The organism is Vibrio sp. ED004, from assembly GCF_023206395.1.
Lineage (GTDB): Bacteria > Pseudomonadota > Gammaproteobacteria > Enterobacterales > Vibrionaceae > Vibrio.
The window spans coordinates 797,197-818,077 of sequence record NZ_CP066149.1 but is presented as its reverse complement, the minus strand read 5'-3'; the positions used below and the strand labels follow the sequence as shown (position 1 = coordinate 818,077).

At 43.4% G+C, this 20,881-nt stretch carries 16 protein-coding genes and 1 pseudogene; 7 read left to right on the top strand and 10 right to left on the bottom strand.

Features of this window, described 5'->3' with window-relative positions; genetic code table 11:
- Positions 1-101 precede the first annotated feature (101 nt).
- Entirely contained in the window at positions 102-1,235 is a 1,134-nt protein-coding gene (locus ITG10_RS03430; RefSeq protein ID WP_102300543.1) for a flagellin, read from the top strand.
- 710 nt (positions 1,236-1,945) lie between these two features.
- On the opposite strand, the gene crr is transcribed toward ITG10_RS03430, so the two are convergent.
- From crr to cysZ, 5 genes are all read right to left on the bottom strand, one after another.
- Positions 1,946-2,455, bottom strand: coding sequence for a PTS glucose transporter subunit IIA (gene crr, locus ITG10_RS03425; RefSeq protein ID WP_004737851.1), 510 nt, complete (start codon positions 2,453-2,455; stop codon positions 1,946-1,948).
- Positions 2,456-2,561: 106 nt separating this feature from the next.
- Positions 2,562-4,286, bottom strand: coding sequence for a phosphoenolpyruvate-protein phosphotransferase PtsI (gene ptsI / locus ITG10_RS03420; RefSeq protein WP_048660880.1), 1,725 nt, complete (start codon positions 4,284-4,286; stop codon positions 2,562-2,564).
- Between the two features lie 136 nt (positions 4,287-4,422).
- The gene (locus tag ITG10_RS03415) at positions 4,423-4,680 is read right to left on the bottom strand and encodes an HPr family phosphocarrier protein (RefSeq protein ID WP_004734263.1); all 258 of its coding nucleotides are present in this window, start codon (positions 4,678-4,680) and stop codon (positions 4,423-4,425) included.
- Between the two features lie 302 nt (positions 4,681-4,982).
- Entirely contained in the window at positions 4,983-5,951 is a 969-nt protein-coding gene (gene cysK, locus ITG10_RS03410) for a cysteine synthase A (RefSeq protein WP_017061934.1), read from the bottom strand.
- 238 nt (positions 5,952-6,189) lie between these two features.
- A complete protein-coding gene (cysZ, locus tag ITG10_RS03405; protein WP_017629588.1) occupies positions 6,190-6,948 on the bottom strand; it encodes a sulfate transporter CysZ in 759 nt (252 codons plus the stop codon).
- A 229-nt stretch (positions 6,949-7,177) separates the two neighbouring features.
- Between cysZ and zipA the strand changes: the two genes are divergently transcribed.
- The 6 genes and pseudogenes from zipA (at position 7,178) to cueR (ending at position 15,487) form a co-directional block, all read left to right on the top strand.
- Positions 7,178-8,221, top strand: coding sequence for a cell division protein ZipA (gene zipA, locus ITG10_RS03400; RefSeq protein WP_017629589.1), 1,044 nt, complete (start codon positions 7,178-7,180; stop codon positions 8,219-8,221).
- A 92-nt stretch (positions 8,222-8,313) separates the two neighbouring features.
- Positions 8,314-10,326: an NAD-dependent DNA ligase LigA gene (ligA, locus tag ITG10_RS03395; RefSeq protein ID WP_017629590.1), complete on the top strand. Its 2,013-nt coding sequence runs from the start codon at positions 8,314-8,316 to the stop codon at positions 10,324-10,326.
- Positions 10,327-11,117: 791 nt separating this feature from the next.
- Positions 11,118-12,399 (top strand): annotated as a pseudogene (gene ltrA, locus ITG10_RS03390) (group II intron reverse transcriptase/maturase).
- A gap of 537 nt (positions 12,400-12,936) precedes the next feature.
- Positions 12,937-14,100 (top strand): porin, encoded by a 1,164-nt coding sequence (locus tag ITG10_RS03385; RefSeq protein ID WP_017629591.1) that lies wholly within the window; start codon positions 12,937-12,939, stop codon positions 14,098-14,100.
- 97 nt (positions 14,101-14,197) lie between these two features.
- Positions 14,198-15,001 (top strand): hypothetical protein, encoded by an 804-nt coding sequence (locus ITG10_RS03380; protein ID WP_017629592.1) that lies wholly within the window; start codon positions 14,198-14,200, stop codon positions 14,999-15,001.
- Positions 15,002-15,094: 93 nt separating this feature from the next.
- Positions 15,095-15,487: a Cu(I)-responsive transcriptional regulator gene (gene cueR, locus ITG10_RS03375; RefSeq protein ID WP_017629593.1), complete on the top strand. Its 393-nt coding sequence runs from the start codon at positions 15,095-15,097 to the stop codon at positions 15,485-15,487.
- Between the two features lie 563 nt (positions 15,488-16,050).
- Here the strand turns inward: cueR and ITG10_RS03370 are convergent.
- The 5 genes from ITG10_RS03370 to ITG10_RS03350 all read right to left on the bottom strand — a co-directional run bounded on the left by ITG10_RS03370 (position 16,051) and on the right by ITG10_RS03350 (position 20,676).
- The gene (locus ITG10_RS03370) at positions 16,051-16,500 is read right to left on the bottom strand and encodes an NfeD family protein (protein ID WP_017629594.1); all 450 of its coding nucleotides are present in this window, start codon (positions 16,498-16,500) and stop codon (positions 16,051-16,053) included.
- Between the two features lie 3 nt (positions 16,501-16,503).
- Positions 16,504-17,433: an SPFH domain-containing protein gene (locus ITG10_RS03365; RefSeq protein ID WP_017629595.1), complete on the bottom strand. Its 930-nt coding sequence runs from the start codon at positions 17,431-17,433 to the stop codon at positions 16,504-16,506.
- 204 nt (positions 17,434-17,637) lie between these two features.
- The gene (locus ITG10_RS03360) at positions 17,638-18,492 is read right to left on the bottom strand and encodes a co-chaperone YbbN (protein WP_017629596.1); all 855 of its coding nucleotides are present in this window, start codon (positions 18,490-18,492) and stop codon (positions 17,638-17,640) included.
- Between the two features lie 398 nt (positions 18,493-18,890).
- Complete coding sequence (locus ITG10_RS03355; RefSeq protein ID WP_017629597.1) at positions 18,891-19,718, bottom strand: SDR family oxidoreductase; 828 nt, start codon at positions 19,716-19,718, stop codon at positions 18,891-18,893.
- Between the two features lie 43 nt (positions 19,719-19,761).
- The gene (locus tag ITG10_RS03350; RefSeq protein WP_017629598.1) at positions 19,762-20,676 is read right to left on the bottom strand and encodes a TIGR01777 family oxidoreductase; all 915 of its coding nucleotides are present in this window, start codon (positions 20,674-20,676) and stop codon (positions 19,762-19,764) included.
- Positions 20,677-20,881: the final 205 nt, after the last annotated feature.

Genomic DNA, 20,881 nt, shown 5'->3' with positions numbered 1-20,881 from the left:
TTCGCCAATCACGCCGTTATTAAAAGTAACTTAGAGATAACTACTTGGTTTTCCGAGACGTCGGAAACCGCTATACCGGAAAATCAATTGGAGAAGTCACCATGGCAGTGAATGTAAATACAAACGTATCAGCGATGACAGCGCAACGTTACCTAAACAACGCAAACAGCGCACAACAAACATCAATGGAGCGTCTAGCTTCAGGTTCTAAAATCAACAGCGCAAAAGATGACGCTGCGGGCCTACAAATCTCGAACCGTTTGAACGTTCAGAGCCGTGGTCTTGATGTTGCTGTACGTAACGCGAACGACGGTATCTCGATTGCACAAACGGCTGAAGGTGCAATGAACGAGACAACGAACATCCTGCAACGTATGCGTGATTTGTCTCTACAATCTTCAAACGGCTCAAACTCAAAATCTGAACGTGTAGCGATTCAAGAAGAAGTAACAGCACTGAACGACGAGCTAAACCGTATCGCGGAAACGACGTCTTTTGGTGGTAACAAACTGCTTAACGGTACTCACGGTACTAAATCATTCCAAATCGGTGCGGACAACGGTGAGGCAGTAATGCTTCAACTGAAAGATATGCGCTCTGATAACGCTCAGATGGGTGGTAAGAGCTACCAAACTGAGAACGCTAAAGACAAAGATTGGAACGTTCAAGCGGGTTCTAACGACCTAAAACTGTCGTTCACTGACAATTTCGGTCAAGCACAAGAAATCGACATCAGCGCAAAAGCGGGTGACGACATCGAAGAGCTAGCGACTTACATCAACGGTCAACAAGATTCTGTTAAAGCGTCTGTTACTGAAGACGGCAAGCTACAAATGTTCACAGGCAACAACAAAGTGAGCGGCGATGTATCTTTCTCTGGCGGTCTTGCGGGTGAGTTAGGTATCCAAGCAGCTAAAGACGTAACGGTTGATACTATCGACGTAACATCTGTTGGCGGCGCGCAAGAGTCTGTAGCAGTAATCGATGCGGCGCTTAAGTACGTAGACAGCCACCGTGCTGAACTGGGTGCTTTCCAAAACCGTTTCGATCACGCAATCAGCAACTTAGACAACATTAACGAGAACGTTAATGCATCTAAGAGCCGTATTAAAGATACCGACTTCGCGAAAGAAACGACTCAGATGACTAAGTCTCAGATCCTTTCTCAAGCTTCAAGCTCGATTCTTGCTCAAGCGAAGCAAGCACCGAACTCGGCACTTAGCCTACTAGGTTAATCGATTGAAAAGCCACGTTGACCAATAGTGTTGACGTTAGGCTTCCACAAATTAGCTCGTGGTGAGAGATGAGCGCTAAACAGACCCAGCTTCGGCTGGGTTTTTTATTGCCTGTAATTTGGCAAAGGTGTATTTGGAAAGTGCATTGTTGATAAACAGAAGCAAAAGCGAGGTCCCCTATCACGTTCGTGCTTCACTGTAGCGAATGACGATGATAGTGACCCTATTTTTGCAATATAAGTGAGGTGGTCGTTGTAAGTAACGGCTTAATTAGAATGAAGACTTTTATCGTCATTCCAGAACCGAGTAGAACGAGGTATCAGGAATCTCGCCTTTAAAAGAGGTTGATATTTCAGGTTATTTTTCGTATTCGTGAAGTTTTTATAAGTTAGGTGAGCACTAACCGTCATCCCAGAATCGAGTAGAACGAGATATCAGGGATCTATGTTTTCTGAGCTTCACACAATGCACTCAATATGCAGGGTTAGCGTCTGGAATGGGTTCTAACACCACTCAATTAGAAGCTAGCTTGGTAGTTGATAATATTGTTTACGTTCGTAGAGAGGGCTTTGATAGGGCGAGTAGTGGGGTTGTAGTAGCTTACGAAAGAGTCGCTGACAAAGGGTAAATCGTGAATAGAACAAATACAGCAGGCACAAAAAACGCCACCCTTAGGTAGCGTTTTAATTAAAGTAGATAAGTAATCGAGATTACTTAGTTACTTTAAGAACTGGAGTTTCGCCAACAGTTACAGAACCAGAAAGCTTGTTCAGCTCTTTGATTTCGTCCATGTTAGAGATAACAACTGGAGTAAGCGTAGATTTTGCTTTCTCTTCTAGAAGCGCTAGGTCGAAAGTGATGATAGTGTCACCAGCTTTAACAGATTGACCTTCTTCAGCTACACGAGTGAAGCCTTCGCCTTTAAGTTCAACAGTATCGATACCGAAGTGAACGAAAAGCTCAACACCGTCGTCAGACTCGATAGAGAATGCGTGGTTAGTTTCGAAGATCTTACCGATAGTACCGTTAACTGGAGCTACCATTTTGTCGCCAGCTGGTTTGATCGCGATGCCGTCACCAACGATTTTTTCAGCGAAAACTACATCTGGCACATCTTCGATGTTTACGATTTCACCAGAAAGAGGTGCGATGATTTCGATTGCACCAGCATCAGCGCTGTCATCAGATACAAGCTTTTTCAGTTTGTCAAACAGACCCATTGTGTCATGCTCCTAACGTTTAGTTTTATTCTGTAGAATATACTATACCAATCTAACAAATTAGACGACTATTTTTAGCCGTCTAACGTTATTAAGCGATTGGCGATTACTGAGTTTTCTCAGCGATGAACTTTTCTACGCAAGCTTCAATTTCAGCAGCTGTTGGTAGAGATAGTGCTTCGTCAGCCATAGCTTTAACTTCAGCGAAGTTAGAGTTACGGATTACTTTCTTAACTTTAGGGATAGAGATACCGCTCATAGAGAACTCATCTAGACCCATACCAAGAAGAAGTAGCGTTGCACGCTCATCACCAGCAAGCTCACCACACATACCAGTCCACTTACCTTCAGCGTGTGATGCGTCGATCACTTGCTTGATTACTGTAAGAACAGCAGGAGATAGTGGGTTGTATAGGTGAGAAATCATTTCGTTACCACGGTCTACCGCAAGAGTGTATTGCGTTAGGTCGTTAGTACCGATAGAGAAGAAAGATACTTCTTTCGCTAGGTGGTGTGCGATTGCAGCAGCTGCTGGAGTCTCAACCATTACGCCGATTTCGATTTCTTCATCGAAAGCTAGGCCTTCAGCGCGAAGTTCAACTTTGTACTCTTCGATTGCTTTTTTCAGTTCACGGATCTCTTCAACAGAAATGATCATTGGGAACATGATACGTAGTTTACCGTGTGCAGATGCACGTAGGATGCCACGTAGTTGGTCACGTAGGATTTCACGACGATCCAAGCTGATACGTACTGCACGCCAGCCTAGGAACGGGTTCATCTCTTGTGGAAGGTCCATGTATGGTAGGTCTTTGTCGCCACCGATATCCATAGTTCGGATAATCACTGACTCACCTTCCATTGCTTCTGCTACTTCTTTGTAAGCAACGTATTGCTCTTCTTCAGTAGGAAGCGCGTCACGGTCCATAAATAGGAATTCAGTACGGTACAGACCAACGCCTTCACCGCCGTTACGCAGGATACCGTCACAGTCTTTTACTGTACCGATGTTGCCGCAAACTTCTACACGGTGACCGTCTAGAGTTTCAGCATGCAAATCTTTTAGTTTTGCTAGTTCAGCCGCTTCTGCTTCGAAATCTGCTTTGATTTTCTTAGCTTCTGCTAATTCAGCTTCAGAAGGGTTGATGATGATCTTGTTGTTCATCGCGTCTAGCACAAGCATGTCGCCGTTCTTAACTTGCTTAGTGATATCGTTAGTACCAACGATAGCAGGAAGCTCAAGAGAACGTGCCATGATTGAAGTATGAGATGTACGACCGCCGATGTCACAAGCAAAACCAAGAACGTAGTCTAGGTTGATTTGTGCAGTTTCAGATGGCGTTAGGTCGTAAGCAACTAGGATAACTTCTTCATTGATGTCTGCTAGAGAAACAATGTTGATGCCTAGTGCATTTTTAACGAAACGAGTACCGATATCACGGATATCAGTTGCACGTTCTTTTAGGTACTCATCATCAAGAGACTCTAGTGCAACAGCTTGCTCTTCGATCACAGTGTGGATCGCGTTGTCTGCGTGCATCTTGTCTTTCTTGATGAGTGCTAAAATCTCTTCTTCTAGCTCTTCATCTTCAAGCAGCATGATGTGGCCTTCAAAGATTGCTTCTTTTTCTTCGCCAAAAGTTTCAAGTGCTTTTTGCTTAACAACTTCAAGTTGTTGAGAAGATTTGTTACGAGCGTCAAAGAAACGCTGTACTTCTGCTTCAACTTGGTCGTCAGAGATAGATTGAGTGTTTAGGACAATTTCATCTTCTTGAAGTAGTAGTGCTTTACCGAAAGCAATACCAGGAGATGCTAGGATGCCTGAAATCATAGCCTTACCTTAGTTGTTCAACTGTAAACGGGAGAGTGTGTGACTTTAAGTCGTCGACTAATGTCGCGCTTATTCCTATCTATTTCGAACAAAGCCACTTTGCTATGCAAAATGGCTTTGAAAGAAGGAGACCGTATTAGTGTAGTTGATCCATAAGAGCAACTAGGTGGTCTACTGCTTGCTGAGCTTGAGGACCTTCAGCTGAAATAGTAACGTTAGTACCTTTTACTAGGCCTAAAGTTTGTAGTTTGAACAGGCTTTTCGCGCTAGCGCTTTTGCCGTTAGAAGTCACTGTGATGTCAGCGTCGAAAGATTTTGCTTCTTTAACGAACTGTGCAGCTGGACGAGTGTGAAGACCGTTTTCTGCTGTGATTTCTACTTGCTTCTCGTACATTTTATATACCCCAATTAATTTATTTTTTGTAAGTTTGTAACCAGATTAGCTTAACTGCTTTAGCCCAAATGCGCTAGAGGCTAGTACGCCATGTTCGTGTTAGAACTTAGACTGGTTATAAATTTTTATCCAGCCATGGTCGTCTTTTGTTGAGTACTCATGACTTTCAGAATTTGTTTATTGCTTCTTTTATTTTGAAGCGAAAAATAAAACAGACCCGATATTACCAAAGGTGGGGCAGGGATCAACAAAAAAGCCCCTAAACGGGGCTTTTTTGGACGAAAAATTGATTTGACCACATATTATTGTTGGTTCTCTTTTTCCGTAAAGATGCCAGCAAATAGGGCTGTACTTAGGTAACGTTCACCAGAGCTTGGTAGTACCGTTACAATAGTTTTTCCTGCAAATTCAGGTAGTTCTGCGATTCTGTTTGCGGCTACTACAGCTGCGCCAGATGAGATACCAGCAAGGATACCTTCTTCTTTCATTAGGCGTTGAGCCATCTCAATCGCTTCTTCAGAAGTTACCGATTCTACGCGGTCAATAATCTCTAAATCTAGGTTTCCAGGGATGAAACCTGCGCCGATACCTTGAATCTTGTGCGGAGCTGGCTTGATTTCTTCACCTGCAAGCGCTTGTGCAATAACTGGAGACTCAGCCGGCTCAACCGCTACTGAAGTAATCGCTTTGCCTTTTTCACCTTTAATGTAACGACTTGTACCAGTGATAGTACCGCCCGTACCAACACCCGCTACAAACACGTCGATTTCGCCGTCTGTTGCTTCCCAAATCTCAGGACCAGTTGTCTGCTCGTGAATCTGTGGGTTAGCTGGGTTGTTGAACTGTTGAAGTAGTAGGTACTTGTCTGGGTCTGAAGCAACAATCTCTTCTGCTTTAGCAATCGCGCCGTTCATGCCTTTTGGTGCTTCAGTCAGTACTAGGTTTGCGCCAAGTGCTTTAAGTAGCTTACGACGTTCTAGGCTCATTGATTCAGGCATCGTTAGCGTTAGCTTGTAACCGCGCGCCGCAGCTACGAATGCAAGAGCAACACCAGTGTTACCACTAGTAGGTTCAACAAGCTCGATACCTGGCTTCAGAGTACCTGCTTTTTCTGCTTCCCAGATCATGTTTGAACCGATACGACACTTAACACTGAAGCTTGGGTTACGAGCTTCGATCTTAGCTAGGACGTTACCTTTGCTTACTTTGTTAAGGCGGACTAGAGGTGTGTTACCAATCGTTAGGGTGTTGTCTTCGTAGATCTTGCTCATGCGATATTCCTTCATTTAATGACAGAACTAAACGTAGTATATCAATCACTTTACCGTCTAGTGTCTTTCGATGTTTGTTCAGCTTGAATTTAGATTAAACAAGTTGAAAAAAAGGTAAAAGGATTAAAAAGTTATATCATATAGATATGTAGCAGAATTGACGCCTATCTTTATTGAAATCAGAACTTCAAAAAGATAGGCGAAACTAGGAAGTATAGGCAGGGTTAGAGACGAGAACTTATAGACGTGAGCGTAGAGCTTGGTCTTTAAACTCAGCAACCCACATTGCTGTCGCGCCACAAACGGCAACGGGCATCACAATCAGGTTTAAAATAGGAATAGTAGTGAACACAGAAACAAGCGCGCCAAAGCTGTAGCTCTTACCTTGTTTTTGTTTCAAATTGTTTTTCATGTCATCGAACTTGATTTTATGATTATCGAATGGGTAATCGGCGTATTGAATCGCTAACATCCATGCTGTGAAGATGAACCATAAAAACGGTGCAACGGTTTGTCCTAGTGCTGGAATTAACAAAAGTAGGAATAAACCGATCGCTTTTGGCAGAACGTAGACAAGTTTGCGCCATTCTCTCGCTAATATACGTGGGGTATCTTTGAGAACATCAAGTAAACCATCGTCATTGACTTTTTTACCGCTCAGTAACTCTTCCACTTTTTCTGCGAGTAAACCGTTGAACGGTGCGGCAATAAAGTTAGCGAGCGTACTAAAGAAATACGAGAACGTGGCCAAGACGGTTAAGACAAGTAACGGCCATAAAATGTATGACAACCAAGACAAGAAGCTTGGCAATGCACCAATCCAACCTTCAATCCAAGTGTTTAGATTGGAGAAGATATAAAACAAGGCACCACCAACAAGCAACACGTTAGCGATCAAAGGAAGTAGTACAAACTTACGAATGCTCGGTGATAAAGCGATTTTTATTCCGAAAATAAAATAGCCAAAGCCTGAGCGTGGAACAGATTCAATAGTCATATTTAAATTAGGTCACATGTGAATTTGATTAAATAGCAAACATGTCTAGTGTACTCGACCGAAATTAAGAAAAAAAGCGTGGCGAAAATCACACCATGTAAGGAACTAATTGTATTAAGTTGTTCTAAAACAGTGGCTACTTTTGATAGAGTAGTGAGATTGGCCAAATTAACCCAACTTAGTGACAGCGTCTTTATCGCTAGTTGACTAAGAAAGCTGAGAGCGAAAAATGCAGGAATTGCGATTTGTACTCATTATTGTTGGCGCACTAGCTATCGCCGCATTATTGTTCCACGGTCTGTGGACGAGTAAAAAAGAAGGGAAAGCAAAGTTTGGTGATAAGCCGCTTGGTAAGCTTGATAACGATAGCTTAGATGAAGCAGAAACTATCCCAAATCGTTCATTCGCCCCAGAAGATGATTTTGAGATAATCCGAAAAGAACGTAAAGAACTGGATTTTGCTGTTTCGCCATCTGCGACTGATCCTCTGATCGATTCAGATCCACTTACAGCGCCACAAATGAAAGAAGCTCACGAAGACGACATCGAATTGAATGATCTTCCTTCTTTCAGTGTTGAAGACCCAATCAAGGTTGAAAGTGAGCCGGAAGAGCTTGAAGAAGAGAAGGTTATTGAACCTGAAGTTCCAAGCTTTGAGTTGACCGACGAACAAAAAGAAAACCATGCAGGCTTTAAAGAGCAGTACGGTTCGTTTGAAGAACCTTCTGAGACGGTTGATGATCCACTTGTTCCAAACGAAACGTTCAGTCAAAGTGAGCCTGTTGTTGCGAAAGAAGTGGTTACTCCACAAAGCGCGCCTGTTGAAGAAGCGAAACCAGATGAAGAACTTGGCTTAGAAGTGATCGTTCTTAATGTTCACTGTGCTGGAGAGATCCCATTCGTGGGCACTGAGCTGTTCCGCAGCATGGAAAACAACGGTTTAACTTATGGTGAGATGTCTATCTACCACTGCTTTGCGCAATCGAGTGACGAACCTAAAGTTATTTTCAGCGTAGCGAATATGATGCAGCCAGGCACTCTAGAACATGACGATCCTGCTGACTTCACGACGAAAGGTATTTCGTTCTTTATGACGTTGCCTTGTTATGGTCAAGCTGATCAAAACTTCAACGTAATGTTGAGTGCGGCGCAGAAAATTGCTGATGATATGGGCGGAAACGTATTGGATGAGTCGCGTAACTTAATGACACCAAACCGTTTATCTGACTACCGCAAGCAAATCAGAGACTTTATGGCGGCATCGAATGCCTAGCCGTATTGTTTAGCCTTGTAAATAATCTATATTTATAGAAAAGGGCTCCTAAGGGAGCCCTTTTTGATATTTCAATCACGACAGAGAATGATATGAAAGAATCGATTCAAGTTACCTTAGAGCAGTTAAGAGAAACTCTGCATTATCACGCCGTTCGTTATTACGTAGAAGATAGCCCTGAGATCCCTGATGTCGAGTACGATCGATTAATGCAGCAATTGCTAAAGATCGAAGAAGAGAACCCAGAGCTTGTGACGGTGGATTCACCAAGTCAGCGTGTTGGCGGTCAGCCTTTAGATGGCTTCACGCAAGTGACTCACGAAATCCCAATGCTTTCTCTAGACAATGCATTCTCTGACGAAGACTTGGATGCGTTTAATAAGCGTATGTCGGATAGAGCACCAACCGCGAACCTTAAAACTTTCTGTTGTGAGCCTAAGCTTGATGGCCTTGCTGTAAGCTTGCTCTATGTGAATGGCACCTTAGTTCAAGCTGCGACTCGTGGTGATGGTGCGACTGGCGAAAACATCACAGAAAACGTACGTACGATCAGTTCGATTCCACTTAAGTTACAAGGCGAAGACTGGCCTGAGCGTATCGAAGTTCGTGGTGAAGTGTTCATGCCAAAAGCAGGCTTCGATAAATTAAATGAGATGGCGTTGAAGAAAGGCGAAAAAGTCTTTGTTAACCCACGTAATGCCGCAGCAGGTAGTCTGCGTCAACTTGATTCTCGTATTACAGCGAAACGTCCGCTGGCTTTCTATGCCTACAGTGTTGGTGTTGTAGAGGGCGCTGAGCTTTCTAATAGCCACTATCAACGCTTCTTACAGCTGAAAGGCTGGGGTTTACCTATGTGTCCTGAGACTAAGCAGCTTAGCTCACTTGAGGACGTAAAGGCTTATTATCAAGATATCATGACCCGTCGCGATGCTCTGGCTTATGAGATCGATGGTGTGGTTATTAAAGTCGACGACATCGCGGCACAAGAAGTACTTGGCTTTGTTGCTAGAGCTCCTCGCTGGGCGATTGCTTACAAATTCCCAGCGCAAGAAGAGATCACTCTTCTTAACGATGTTGAGTTTCAGGTAGGACGTACGGGCGCTATTACGCCTGTTGCTAAACTGGAACCTATCTTTGTTGGTGGTGTGACGGTGAGTAATGCCACGCTACACAACGCTGATGAGATTGCTCGCCTAGGTGTGAAGGTAGGTGATAGCGTTATTATTCGTCGAGCTGGTGATGTCATTCCACAGATCGTCGCGGTTGTACAAGATCGTCGCCCTGAGACTGCGAAAGACATTGTTTTCCCTGATGCTTGCCCTGTGTGTAGTTCTGCCGTTGAGCGTGTTGAAGGCGAAGCGGTAGCGCGTTGTACTGGCGGTTTAGTGTGTCAGGCGCAGCGTAAAGAAGCCCTTAAACACTTTGTTTCTAGAAAGGCGCTAGACGTTGATGGACTAGGCGTGAAAGTAATTGAGCAGCTTGTGGACCGTGAAATGGTAGAAACGCCTGCTGATTTGTTTAAGCTCAGTGCTGGTGTAATTACTGTTCTTGACCGAATGGGGCCTAAATCAGCACAAAACGTGGTGAGCGCGCTGAATAAAGCCAAAGACACGACATTAGCGCGTTTCCTCTATTCACTCGGTATTCGCGAAGTCGGTGAAGCGACAGCGATGAACCTAGCGCAACACTTTAAGACGCTGGAACTGGTTCAAGCAGCCACTCATGAACAGTTAGTCGAAGTGTCAGATATTGGTGACATCGTTGCTAGCCATATCACCAGTTTCTTCTCACAAGAGAAAAACAGAGCGGTTGTCGATCAGTTGATAGAGCTAGGTGTGAATTGGCCAATCATCGAAGAAGCTGCCGATGACCAAGAGCTACCATTAGAAGGCAAAGTTGTTGTGTTAACAGGTTCATTGTCGCAATTAGGTCGAAGTGAAGCGAAAGCTGCGTTACAAGCATTAGGTGCGAAAGTGACGGGTAGCGTATCGAAGAAAACTGATATCTTATTTGCTGGTGAAGCTGCGGGTTCTAAACTAACTAAAGCACAAGATTTAGGAATCGAAATAAGAACCGAAGAAGATCTAATTGCCCTTATATCGTAAGTAAATTCAGATAAAAAAAGCTCAAAGGCACTCCTTTCAAGGGAGTGCCTTTTTTGTTTGCCCAGCGAAGCTGGCAAACCCGTTAGGTTGAAAGAAACCTGAATCACCCCGACTGAGGGGAAGATAATCCGAATCGCAAGGGCGTTGCTGGCTAACGGCAGGGTCTGAAGGAAGCGATAGGAAGTTAACAGTACACAACGCAAGTAAACCTGCTTCGGCAGTATAGGTGGGTAAGCGTCCGAAATAGCGCGAAGCCCTATACTCAGTCAGACCTATGCTGTGCTTGAGGGTGGCATTGTTAACAGGGAGCCAGTGCAGTAACTGGGGAAGCCTGACACCACATCCAAAAGTCTGGAAGCACAAACTCGAAGCGAAAGCTAAGAGCTGTGTTGGTGCGAGGTGGCAGATGAATCCGTAGTAGTGAGTAAGGCTAAGCCCGAGAAGCCCAGTAATGGTGTGGAGGAGAAAACTTAGCTGACCATCAGCATCAAGTCTGATGGAGCACTGAAATGCCAAAAGCACTCAGTGCTGCGAAGGGAGGAAGTACACTTTAAGTCTGTGATGAACAGATGTTTTTTTTCAGTGATACCCAAACCGAATCGCTATCGGGGTATTCCTAGTTTGGTTGATTGTGGAAGCAAGATACTGAGCTAAGAAACCGTATAGGGAGTAACTCTGACACACTTCAGTAAATTGCCATTGAGCTAGAAGGCTGAATAGCAGAGAGAAATAACACCCACACTGGACATGAAACACTTGTCCCCACACAGCACACAACCCAAGGAGAGAAAGTGCGAGTTTATTACAGTTTATATGGTCATCTGCTCAACAAAGAGAGGCTGTATAAAGGGTTTAAAAGGTAAAGAAAGCGAAAGGCGCGGCTGGAATAGATGAGCAGAGCCTGAGCGACTACGCCGAAAATCTGAGTGATAACCTCGATCAACTCCTCTCTGAACTCAAAACCAAGCAATACAAACCTCAGCCAGTCAAACGAGTAGAGATACCCAAAGAAGACGGAGGGGTACGATTGCTTGGGATCCCAACCGTTAGGGACAGAGTTGTCCAACAAGCACTCAATGATATCCTCACCCCATCTTCGAAGAGCAATTTCACCCATCAAGTTTTGGGTATAGACCGAATCGAAGTTGTCACGATGCAATCAACAAATCCACGATGTTTATCCGCCGATACGGATTACAGCACGTCGTAGATATGGACTTGTCGAAGTGCTTTGACAAACTCGACCATGAGTTGATCCTCAAGAGCATCAGAAGGCGAGTCACAGATAGCAGCGTGTTAGAGCTGATAAAACAGTTTCTGAAAAGTGGCGTGATGATAGACGGTAGTTGGCAGGAGACAGAGCTAGGAAGTCCACAAGGTGGTGTTATCAGTCCTTTGATTGCCAATATCTACCTTGATGCGTTCGATCAGGAAATGCGAAAGCGTGACCATAGGCTCGTTCGTTATGCGGATGACATACTCATCTTTTGTCGTAGCAAGGCAGGAGCAGAGAATGCCCTTGCACAAGCGACGAAGATCCTAGAAGGAGAGCTTAAACTCACAGTGAATCAGACGAAATCACATATAGCGCACAGCCGTGATGGCGTGAAGTTCTTAGGTGTAGAAATCGGGAGTCAATTTACCCGCATTCAAACTAAGAAACTGAAAGGGTTCAAAAGTAAGTTAAAGCGACTGACAAAGCGAGGGTGCGGTAAGCCACTTGAGCAAGTCATAAAAGCTTTAAACCCAGTGTTAAGAGGGTTCAGTCAATACTTCAGGATCACCAATAGCAGCAGAGAGTTCTCAAGGTTAGCAGGGTGGCTACGAAGAAGACTTCGTAGTATCCAGTTGAAACTTTGGAAGAAGCCTCAACGGTTACACCGAAGGTTAAAACAGTTAGGGTATAAGCCGCCGTTCCAACATATCTCAATGACAAGTTGGGTCAGTGCAGCGAGTCCCCTATCAAGCTATGCGATGCCAAATCAATGGTTTAATGACCAAGGGTTGGTAAATCTTGGAACAATAAGGACAGGGCATGTGTTCAGCCAATATGCTGAATGGAAGTGTGCATGAGCCGTATACGAGGTCCGTACGTACGGTTCTGTGAGAGGGATGAGGCGGTAACGCCTCACCCTACTCGATGTGTTTGCTATAAATTAGTAAGCTTTTTGTTTGTTGAGAATTTTGTGTCTATACGAAGTCTCAAATCAGGACAGTGATGGTGCTCAACATTAATGAAATGCTGTTCTAGTTGTACTTAAAATGCGAGTCATATCAATTTTTATAAAAGGCTTTTTAATTTAAGTTGTTGTTTTTATTCTAAATTGATGTTTTGGTTCGTGAGCTTTTCATTTTATCGATCTGGATCACTAAGTACCTACTAAATTTGCACCAACTCATATTTTTTTAGATGAAAATTAAGTTCTCATTGATCTTTTTGAGGGCGAAGTTAGTCTTAATGCCATGGATGCACGATGTGTATACCCAGAAAGGAAATAGAGAATTCAGCGTTAAGGGTTCTCAAACAAGAAAAGGTATTTCTCTCTACGGCGGCCAACTTTAGGCGGGAAATATTCAAACAGCTATATCCATTTTTAGGAGTTTTATTCCATGGAAAACAAAATTTTCAAACGTACTCTACTAGGTGCATCCGTTGCACTTTTATCGACAGGTGTAATGGCGAAAGAAGTTGGTATCAACTCTGACTTCAACGTTGACGTATACGGTGTTGCAGCTATCTCAATGGTTAACTACAACACTACTGACAATCGTGATGACAGTTCAGGTTTCGCTGTAGAGAATGAATCTCGTATCGGCTTCCGTGCTCACAAAGATATGTTTGATGATGTATTAATCACAATGCAGATCGAATCTGGCTACGTAGATAGCACAGACTGGTCTCACGGTGGCGTTTCAGGCGGTGTTCTAGGTTTCCGTGATACATTCGTTGGTGCTTCTGGCTCTTGGGGTAATCTGCGTGTGGGTCGTGTTCTTACTCCACTATACGAAATCGTCGATTGGCCATTCTCTAACCCTGGTCTAGGTTCTGTATTCGATTGGGGCGGCATCAACGGTCACTACGATCGTCAATCTAACCAAGTACGTTACGATTCAGCTAAGTTTGGTGGCTTCTCTTTTGCAGCTTCTGTTGGTCGTGATGATAACGACAACGGTGGTGGTGCAGCGACTCGTGATGCAAACTTTGTTGGCGCAAGTGCTAAGTACAGCTTCGAAAAAATCACATTCATGGCAGGTGTTGAATCTGGTACTCGTGTAGTAGCTAGCACGTCAGATGTATATGCTGTAGGTACTGCTGCAGATGTAGCGAATGGTGTTAAAGATGCAGATAAAAACTTAGTTACTGAAGGTGATAATTACCTTAAGTCTAAAGGTGTAGCTGGATATGACGATGACACATTTGCTTACATCGTTGGTTTTGAAGCTAGCCTGCCAGCCGGTTTTGGTATTGCGGCAGCATATAAAGGCGAAGAGCTAGACAACGGTATCCGTAAGCAAACACAAGATTCTTACTCGGTTATCGGTCAATACTGGAATGGCCCAATCGGTTTCAAACTAGGTTACGCAGCTAACCTAGAGTCTGAATTAAATGGTAAAAAAGAAGCAGGCTCAGACAGTAGCACTATTTCTGGTCAGTTAATGGCCGTTCACAACGGTTTTGTACCTTACCTACGTGTAGCGGGCCGTACTTTCTACAAAGATGGTGTTGAAGATACAGATATCGTAACTCGTATTGGTCTTGAATACGGTTTCTAAGCTAGAATTATCAGCTTAAACAGTTAGATAAAAATCAAAACGCTGGTAAATTTTTTTGCCAGCGTTTTTCCATAGTGAACATAAGGAATTAGTCATAATGAATAAAGTTAGTGTGGTTGTATTATCATTATTTTTGGGAGCTTGTAGTTCACTCGATTCACAAAGTAATTTTGCAGACTCAGTTGCCGATGTGCAGCCCAAAGGTGGTTACATTAAAGTAACCGGTCAATCTTACGTAGCAGAAAATAGAGCAAATGTAGGCGCAGACATTCTCAAATCTTCGCTTTACTTTACATACAATAAAGAAGTAACACCGAATACAGCCCCAGAATCTTCAATTACTATGGACGTGAGTTACTTCCAAAGTTACAAAGAGTACGAAACGGTTAGTTTTTTTGGCAAGACGATAGAACTAGAAGAAAGACAAGTACCAAGAGAGAGCTGCAGCGAGCACTGTACTAAGACTCAATATATTAAGTTTCCATTAAGTGACGCTGATATTCAGCAAGCAAGAGAAAAGAATTTAGAATTTACGCTTGAAGGTCAAAACTCAGTAATGAGTACGACTTTTATCGTGCCGAAAGCGTACATCGACACTATTTATGACGGTGCAAATAATCATACAGCTATCGCTGTTGCTCCAGTAGCGGTACCTGTTGCGGCTGTCGTTGCTGAAGAAGCAAAAGCGTCTCAAGCTCAAGAGATGGTTAATTATTGGTACGGTGAATCAACAAAAGAAGAGCAAGCTGCAGTAACAGATTGGGCATTCAAGAACCGTAAGAACGCGAACCCAGCATCATTAGAAGGCTCAAAAGAGATCGAAATGGTTTCATACTGGTTCAACAAGCTAGACAGTGAAGAAAAATCTCAAACTATGATTTGGTTGTTAGAGCAAGAGTAAGCCTTTAACGTTACGCCCTAACTATGTTTTTCAACCGCAGTATTGTATAACAGCAGTACTGCGGTTTTTCATTTTTGGCTTACAGGTAAGATTGTGAATATTGGTGAAGTAGCGAAGCGTGTTGGTACAACAGCGAAATCCATTCGTTTTTACGAAAGTAAAGGCATGATGAGTCCTCCACATCGTTCAGAAAACGGCTATAGGCAATACGGCGAGATTCACATCGAACAGTTAGAGTTTGTACTAAGAGCTAAAATGGTTGGGTTTACCCTTGATGAGTGTAAATCATTGGTTGAGTTGGCAATGAATCCCAATAGAGAAAGCTACGAGGTAAAAAAGAAGGCAACGCAGAAGTTAGACGAAATAGAGTTGAAGCTTGCTGAATTAAATAAGATGAAAGCCCAACTGCAACCTTGGGTTCATGACTGCCCTGGTGATGCGTCCACGGAATGTCCTATCTTAAACAATCTATCTGGCCGCAGTTAGGTTGTGTCAGTCATAAATAATCGTCAGGCCGCAATTACATTACCAGCCTGACTTTAGTCTCCTATCACAGCACTTTTCCGCCGTAATGTTTACAGATCAGTAATGGTACGTGAGTGACTGCATTACCATCTGAACATTTTACAATAGGCCCCATGTTTCCGTTACCAGGAGACTGACTGCTCGCGAGAGCGCTTCCGAATGATAAGCTGAAAATAGCCGTTAGAATTATTAAAAAATGTCTCATACAAACTCCATTAGGTTTATCTCTGATTGAGATAAATGAAAGTATGGACAAGGAAAAGAAAATTTCAAAAATTGGACGGACTTAACATTTTTAATAATTATAATTAAGCGAGAGTCAGGCTAATTATTCATATATATCTTGGGTAAGAAATCTGGCTTTCTTATACCTTTTTAGCTTAATCAAACCTTTTAGCTTTACGAAATAAGAACTTATTTTTTTTTCAATTCAATCTGTCGCAATGATAATTCGAATATTATTAAGGTTCAAAAATAGAAAAAGCCTGCATTTATTGAAAATGCAGGCTCCATATAGCACATGGCTATAAAGGTTCTATTATTAGAACTATTCCGTCTAAAGCGACAATCTTAATTTCGGTGCCAGATGGAATATCTTGACTCGCCTTTGCAGACCAAGAAGAGTCACCGAACTTAATTCGACAGCTACCTTTCTTTACGTCTTCACTTAGAGTAACGGTTTGACCTACCAGTTGCTTTTCTCTTTGGTTTAACTCTCGCCCTGCATCCGATTGCTTGTCATTCGAGAGTTGTCTTCTCCACCACAACCAAGTCGTGATAAGTGAAAAGCTTGCAAAGGATAGCCATTGCATCTGCCAACCAATTGGTAGGGCACCCAAAAGTGCACCGACCAACATGGCAGAGATGCCTATCCATAAAAAGTAACCAGCGGTTCCAACCAGTTCAAGTGCAAGCAGTGCTAGACCAAATGCCAGCCAGTGCCAGTGGTTTACTTGTTCTAGTAATTCGACCATAAGTTAGTCCTTACTACCTTTGTCATTCTTATGCGCAAACATCTCTGCAATACCAGCCACAGAGCCCATTAGGCCTGTTGCTTCAAGTGGTAGCATGATGATCTTGCCGTTTTCAGCTTGACCAATTGATTTCAGTGCGTCGGTGTAGCCTTGCGCAATAAAGTAATTTACGGCTTGCATGTCACCTTGAGCAATCGCCGTCGATACCATTTCTGTTGCTTTCGCTTCTGCTTCTGCAGCACGTTCACGAGCTTCGGCTTGAAGTATTGCAGCTTGTTTTTCACCTTCCGCTTTCAGGATCTCAGACTGCTTGTGACCTTCCGCTTTTAGGATCTCTGCTTGTCTTACGCCTTCTGCCTCTAGAATATCAGCACGTTTGTTTCGTTCTGCTTTCATCTGAGCATTCATCGCAGCGGTAAGATCAGCTGGTGGTTGTACGTCTTTAATCTCAATACGTGTAACTTTTACGCCCCAAGGGTTGGTTGCTTCATCGACGATGTTCAGCAGTTTGGTATTGATCATGTCACGCTGGCTGAGCATTTCATCCAGTTCCATAGAGCCAAGTACAGTACGGATATTGGTGAGGGTTAAGTTACGAATCGCGTGCTCTAGGTCGTTCACTTCATAGGCCGCTTTAGGAGCATCGATAACCTGAACAAAACACACCGCATCAATAACTACGTTCGCGTTGTCTTTAGAGATGACTTCTTGAGCTGGGATGTCGAGAACACGCTCCATCATACTGATGCGTTGTCCTACTTTATCAATAAACGGAATGATCAAGTTTAAGCCCGGTCTTAGGGTATGTGTGTAGCGACCGAATCGTTCTACCGTCCAGTTATTGCCTTGCGGAACGGTTTTGACTCCGGCGAAAATAAATAGTAGTGCGACGACGGTAAAGACGCCGATAGTAATCAATGTATCAATAGCCATACAAAATCCTTTGCAATTTTAAGTTTTTGATAGTTCATTATTGATACTGGCTCATATTTAAAATCGGAGCAAATTTATAAACGAAAAATGGGCCATAAAATATTGATTTTATGGCCCATTTGGCATTCTTATATTCGATAAACTAATTGATTGAATTGTTAGTTTTCGAAGTGTTTTACAACGCTTAACTGACGTTGACGATTGTTAGTAAAGCAGAGAGTACAACTGCCGACGGTATTTACTCGCAACCGGATTGCCTTGTCCAAGCGCACTCAAGATATCCATGAATTCTTTCTTCATGTCACCATCGAGAGTATTAAGGTCTTTTGCTAGGAAAGACCACAGTAGATCCATTGCTTCTTCGCTACGGTTCACTTGGTGGTATTGCAGTGCCAATTCAGAGGCCGTTTTAGCATCGCTTGGGTTTTGCTGAAGAGCGGATTCTAGTGCTTGAATCTCAGGGCTGTCAGCTGCCTGTTTATGAAGTTCAAGCTTCGCAACTAGGCCTTTGTAGTAGTTGTCTTGGTACTCAAGTGGGATGGTTGCTAGCTGAGCTTCAGCAAGGTCAAACTGTTGTGTTTCTAGCAAACACTCTGCTATCGCCAGTTTTACTTCACCTTTGTTTTTAAGCTCAGCAGGAAGCTGTTGCATTGCCGCCAAAGCTTGAGTGTGATCGCCTGCTTGCATTAACTCAAGAGCTTGGCGCAGTGCGAGTTCATCTTGACTAGGAAGGTGTTTGCTTAGCATCTCTACAATCGCGTCTAAGCTTTGAGGACCACCAAGACCGTCGACAGGTTGACCGTTAACAAACAGTGCAATCGTAGGCAGTGCTTGAACACCAAATTGGCTAGCAATCGCTTGTTCTTGCTCGCAATTCAGTAGGGCTAACGTAAAAGCGCCGTTGTATTGCTGAGTTAATGTTTGGAGTTCAGGAATGATTTGGGCGCTCTCTTGGCTCATTGGTGCCCAAAAATGGATGAGTACAGGGGTCTGCATCGAACCTTCTAATACTTGACGAAAGTTCTGCTCATTAAGTTCAACAATATGCGGAGATTGCATTTACGTTCCTTGAGGTTTGTTTTGTGGATACGTTGCAAATATGGGGTGAGAAGTCGGTAACTTCAAGATCTAACTCAGTTATCTCAGATAAAAAGCGCCAAAAATAGAAAAACGCCATGCTTCGATGTTGATAGAGTTGTTATCTCAACACGGAAGACACAGCGTTCTCATTGAGGTGGTCAGTGAGGTATTACTTAAGATATTCAAAACAGAATAAACAACGTAATAGCCAAACTCACACCTACCCAATTAAGGCGGTTTAAAGTCATGAAATATCCAGAAGTAGCGTCATCAATTGGGAATAATTGATGAGATAGGCTAAATCATGACATCTTATTGTTACGAATAAATTACATCGTTACATTAAAGTTTGCGACTGTGCATTCAAAGTTAGTAATTTATGCTGCTTTTCTCAAAATAGGGTCTAGCAAGTGGCTTGGTAGGAGCCTTTTTAACACTGCGAACACCTTGGTTGGTGTCGTCACTCGGTATCTTAACTTAGGTTTATCGGCTGTCAGCGCGTGAAAAACGGGTTCAATGCAGCTTTCTGCAGGCAGAACAAAAGCGTTGTTCGACGACTCTTTTTCAAGTCGGTCTTTTTGCTGTTGGTAAGCTTCTTGGTGGGCACTGCCTTCGATGCGTATCCACTTATTAAAGGCCTTTAGGGCGTTGGTTCTAAACTGGGTTTCGATAGGGCCGGGTTGAAGTAATGAAATGTGTATGCCACTGCCATGCAGTTCTAAGCGCAGAGTATCAGTCCAACCTTCTATCGCGAATTTTGAAGCGTTGTAAGCACCGCGATATTTCATAGCGGCGAAGCCTAACACTGAACTGTTTTGTACGATTCGTCCTTCGCCACGCTCACGCATGTGCGGGAGGATCTGGCAAACGAGATGGTGCCAGCCGAAGAAGTTGGTTTCGAATTGCTCTCTGAGTCCTTGAGTTGGTAGGTCTTCTAGTGCGCCTGCTTGACCGTAAGCGCCGTTGTTGAATAATCCATATAGCCCGTTAGGTGCGAGCTCAATCGCAAGCTTGGCGCCATGTTCAATACTTTCTTGGTTGGAAAGATCGAGTTGAATGCAGGTGAGACCTTCATCTTGAAGGCGTTGAACATCTTGTGGGTCACGACAAGATGCAATGACATGAAAACCGCGCTTTTGCAGTGCATGAGCACATGTATAGCCAATACCCGTTGAGCAACCAGTGATAAGAATCGACTTGTTCACGCTTAATCCTTTATTAGAGTCTCTATGACTCTAGGGTAAAGAATTAGTCTTGATGTTGTAACAAGTTTTTTAGTGCAGGCTCGATTCTTGAGTAACTAAAGATGAATCCCATTTCGGTGAGCTTCTTTGGTTTGGAGCGGATGCTATCAAATAGCAAACACGATGATTCTCCCATCAGAAGTGACATTGCCCATTTTGGTGTGAACAAGAAATGTGGTCGGCCCAATTGTTTGGCTAACGTACTGCTGAATAGCTTGTTAGTCACAGGGTGCGGCGCACACATATTAAACTCGCCTTGAGCGTGAGGAATCGACAACAAGTGGTTAATGGCTCTCACCATATCTAGCATGTGAATCCATGGCATGTACTGTTTGCCAGAACCTAGAGGCCCACCTACGCCAAGTTTGTAAGGCATAAGCATCTTCTTTAATGCTCCGCCATTTTCTCCCAATACAATCCCCGTTCTGAGTAGTATCACTCGCGTGTTATCTGACTGAGCTCGCTTAGCTATCTCTTCCCAGTGAGCACAAACCTTATGAGGGAAGCTGCCATCCTCTACTTGTAATGATTCATCAAACGGGTGTTGTTGTTGATCGCCATAATAACCGACGGCTGAACCACTAATGAAAACCTCAGGCGGATTGCTGCTGGCATGAATTAACTCGACCAACTTTTCTGTGATGTGCCAGCGGCTACTGCAGATTCTCTCTTTTTGTTCTTCGCTCCAACGCTTGTCGGCTATCGGTTCGCCAGCAAGGTTAACCACCACATCGAAGTCATTAAGGACGCTTAGTTCATCAAGGGATTGAATGTAATGAAGGTTGTTCTGGTTCAGGTGATTTAGATTTTGCTTTGCTTTTTCAGGGCTCCGCGTCAGCAATGTCACATCGTCAGTGTTCCAACTTTTAACCAATTCAGAGCCAATAAATCCCGTACCACCAGTTAACAATATCTTCATACCAATCTCCTTATTAAACATAATTATAGACATGGCTTGTTTTTAATCGCCAATCAATACGAAAAAATCACTATAACGATCAGTTGGTTTCAATCGTGTGATACCCAAATTACGCCTTTTAAAATTAAAGAATGAGTGAAATAAAATTCATTTGGCCAAGATGTGCACCGTTATCACACTTATGGATTTTACTCGGATATGTTAC

Bases quoted from the DNA above. Each gene is read 5' to 3' on its own strand.
- ITG10_RS03365 (WP_017629595.1), bottom strand. From the start codon at position 17,433: ATGGCTATTGATACATTGATTACTATCGGCGTCTTTACCGTCGTCGCA.
- ITG10_RS03415 (WP_004734263.1), bottom strand. From the start codon at position 4,680: ATGTACGAGAAGCAAGTAGAAATCACAGCAGAAAACGGTCTTCACACT.
- crr (WP_004737851.1), bottom strand. From the start codon at position 2,455: ATGGGTCTGTTTGACAAACTGAAAAAGCTTGTATCTGATGACAGCGCT.
- cysK (WP_017061934.1), bottom strand. From the start codon at position 5,951: ATGAGCAAGATCTACGAAGACAACACCCTAACGATTGGTAACACACCT.
- zipA (WP_017629589.1), top strand. From the start codon at position 7,178: ATGCAGGAATTGCGATTTGTACTCATTATTGTTGGCGCACTAGCTATC.
- ptsI (WP_048660880.1), bottom strand. From the start codon at position 4,286: ATGATTTCAGGCATCCTAGCATCTCCTGGTATTGCTTTCGGTAAAGCA.
- ITG10_RS03360 (WP_017629596.1), bottom strand. From the start codon at position 18,492: ATGCAATCTCCGCATATTGTTGAACTTAATGAGCAGAACTTTCGTCAA.
- ITG10_RS03370 (WP_017629594.1), bottom strand. From the start codon at position 16,500: ATGGTCGAATTACTAGAACAAGTAAACCACTGGCACTGGCTGGCATTT.
- ITG10_RS03380 (WP_017629592.1), top strand. From the start codon at position 14,198: ATGAATAAAGTTAGTGTGGTTGTATTATCATTATTTTTGGGAGCTTGT.
- cysZ (WP_017629588.1), bottom strand. From the start codon at position 6,948: ATGACTATTGAATCTGTTCCACGCTCAGGCTTTGGCTATTTTATTTTC.
- ITG10_RS03350 (WP_017629598.1), bottom strand. From the start codon at position 20,676: ATGAAGATATTGTTAACTGGTGGTACGGGATTTATTGGCTCTGAATTG.
- ITG10_RS03430 (WP_102300543.1), top strand. From the start codon at position 102: ATGGCAGTGAATGTAAATACAAACGTATCAGCGATGACAGCGCAACGT.
- ITG10_RS03385 (WP_017629591.1), top strand. From the start codon at position 12,937: ATGGAAAACAAAATTTTCAAACGTACTCTACTAGGTGCATCCGTTGCA.
- ligA (WP_017629590.1), top strand. From the start codon at position 8,314: ATGAAAGAATCGATTCAAGTTACCTTAGAGCAGTTAAGAGAAACTCTG.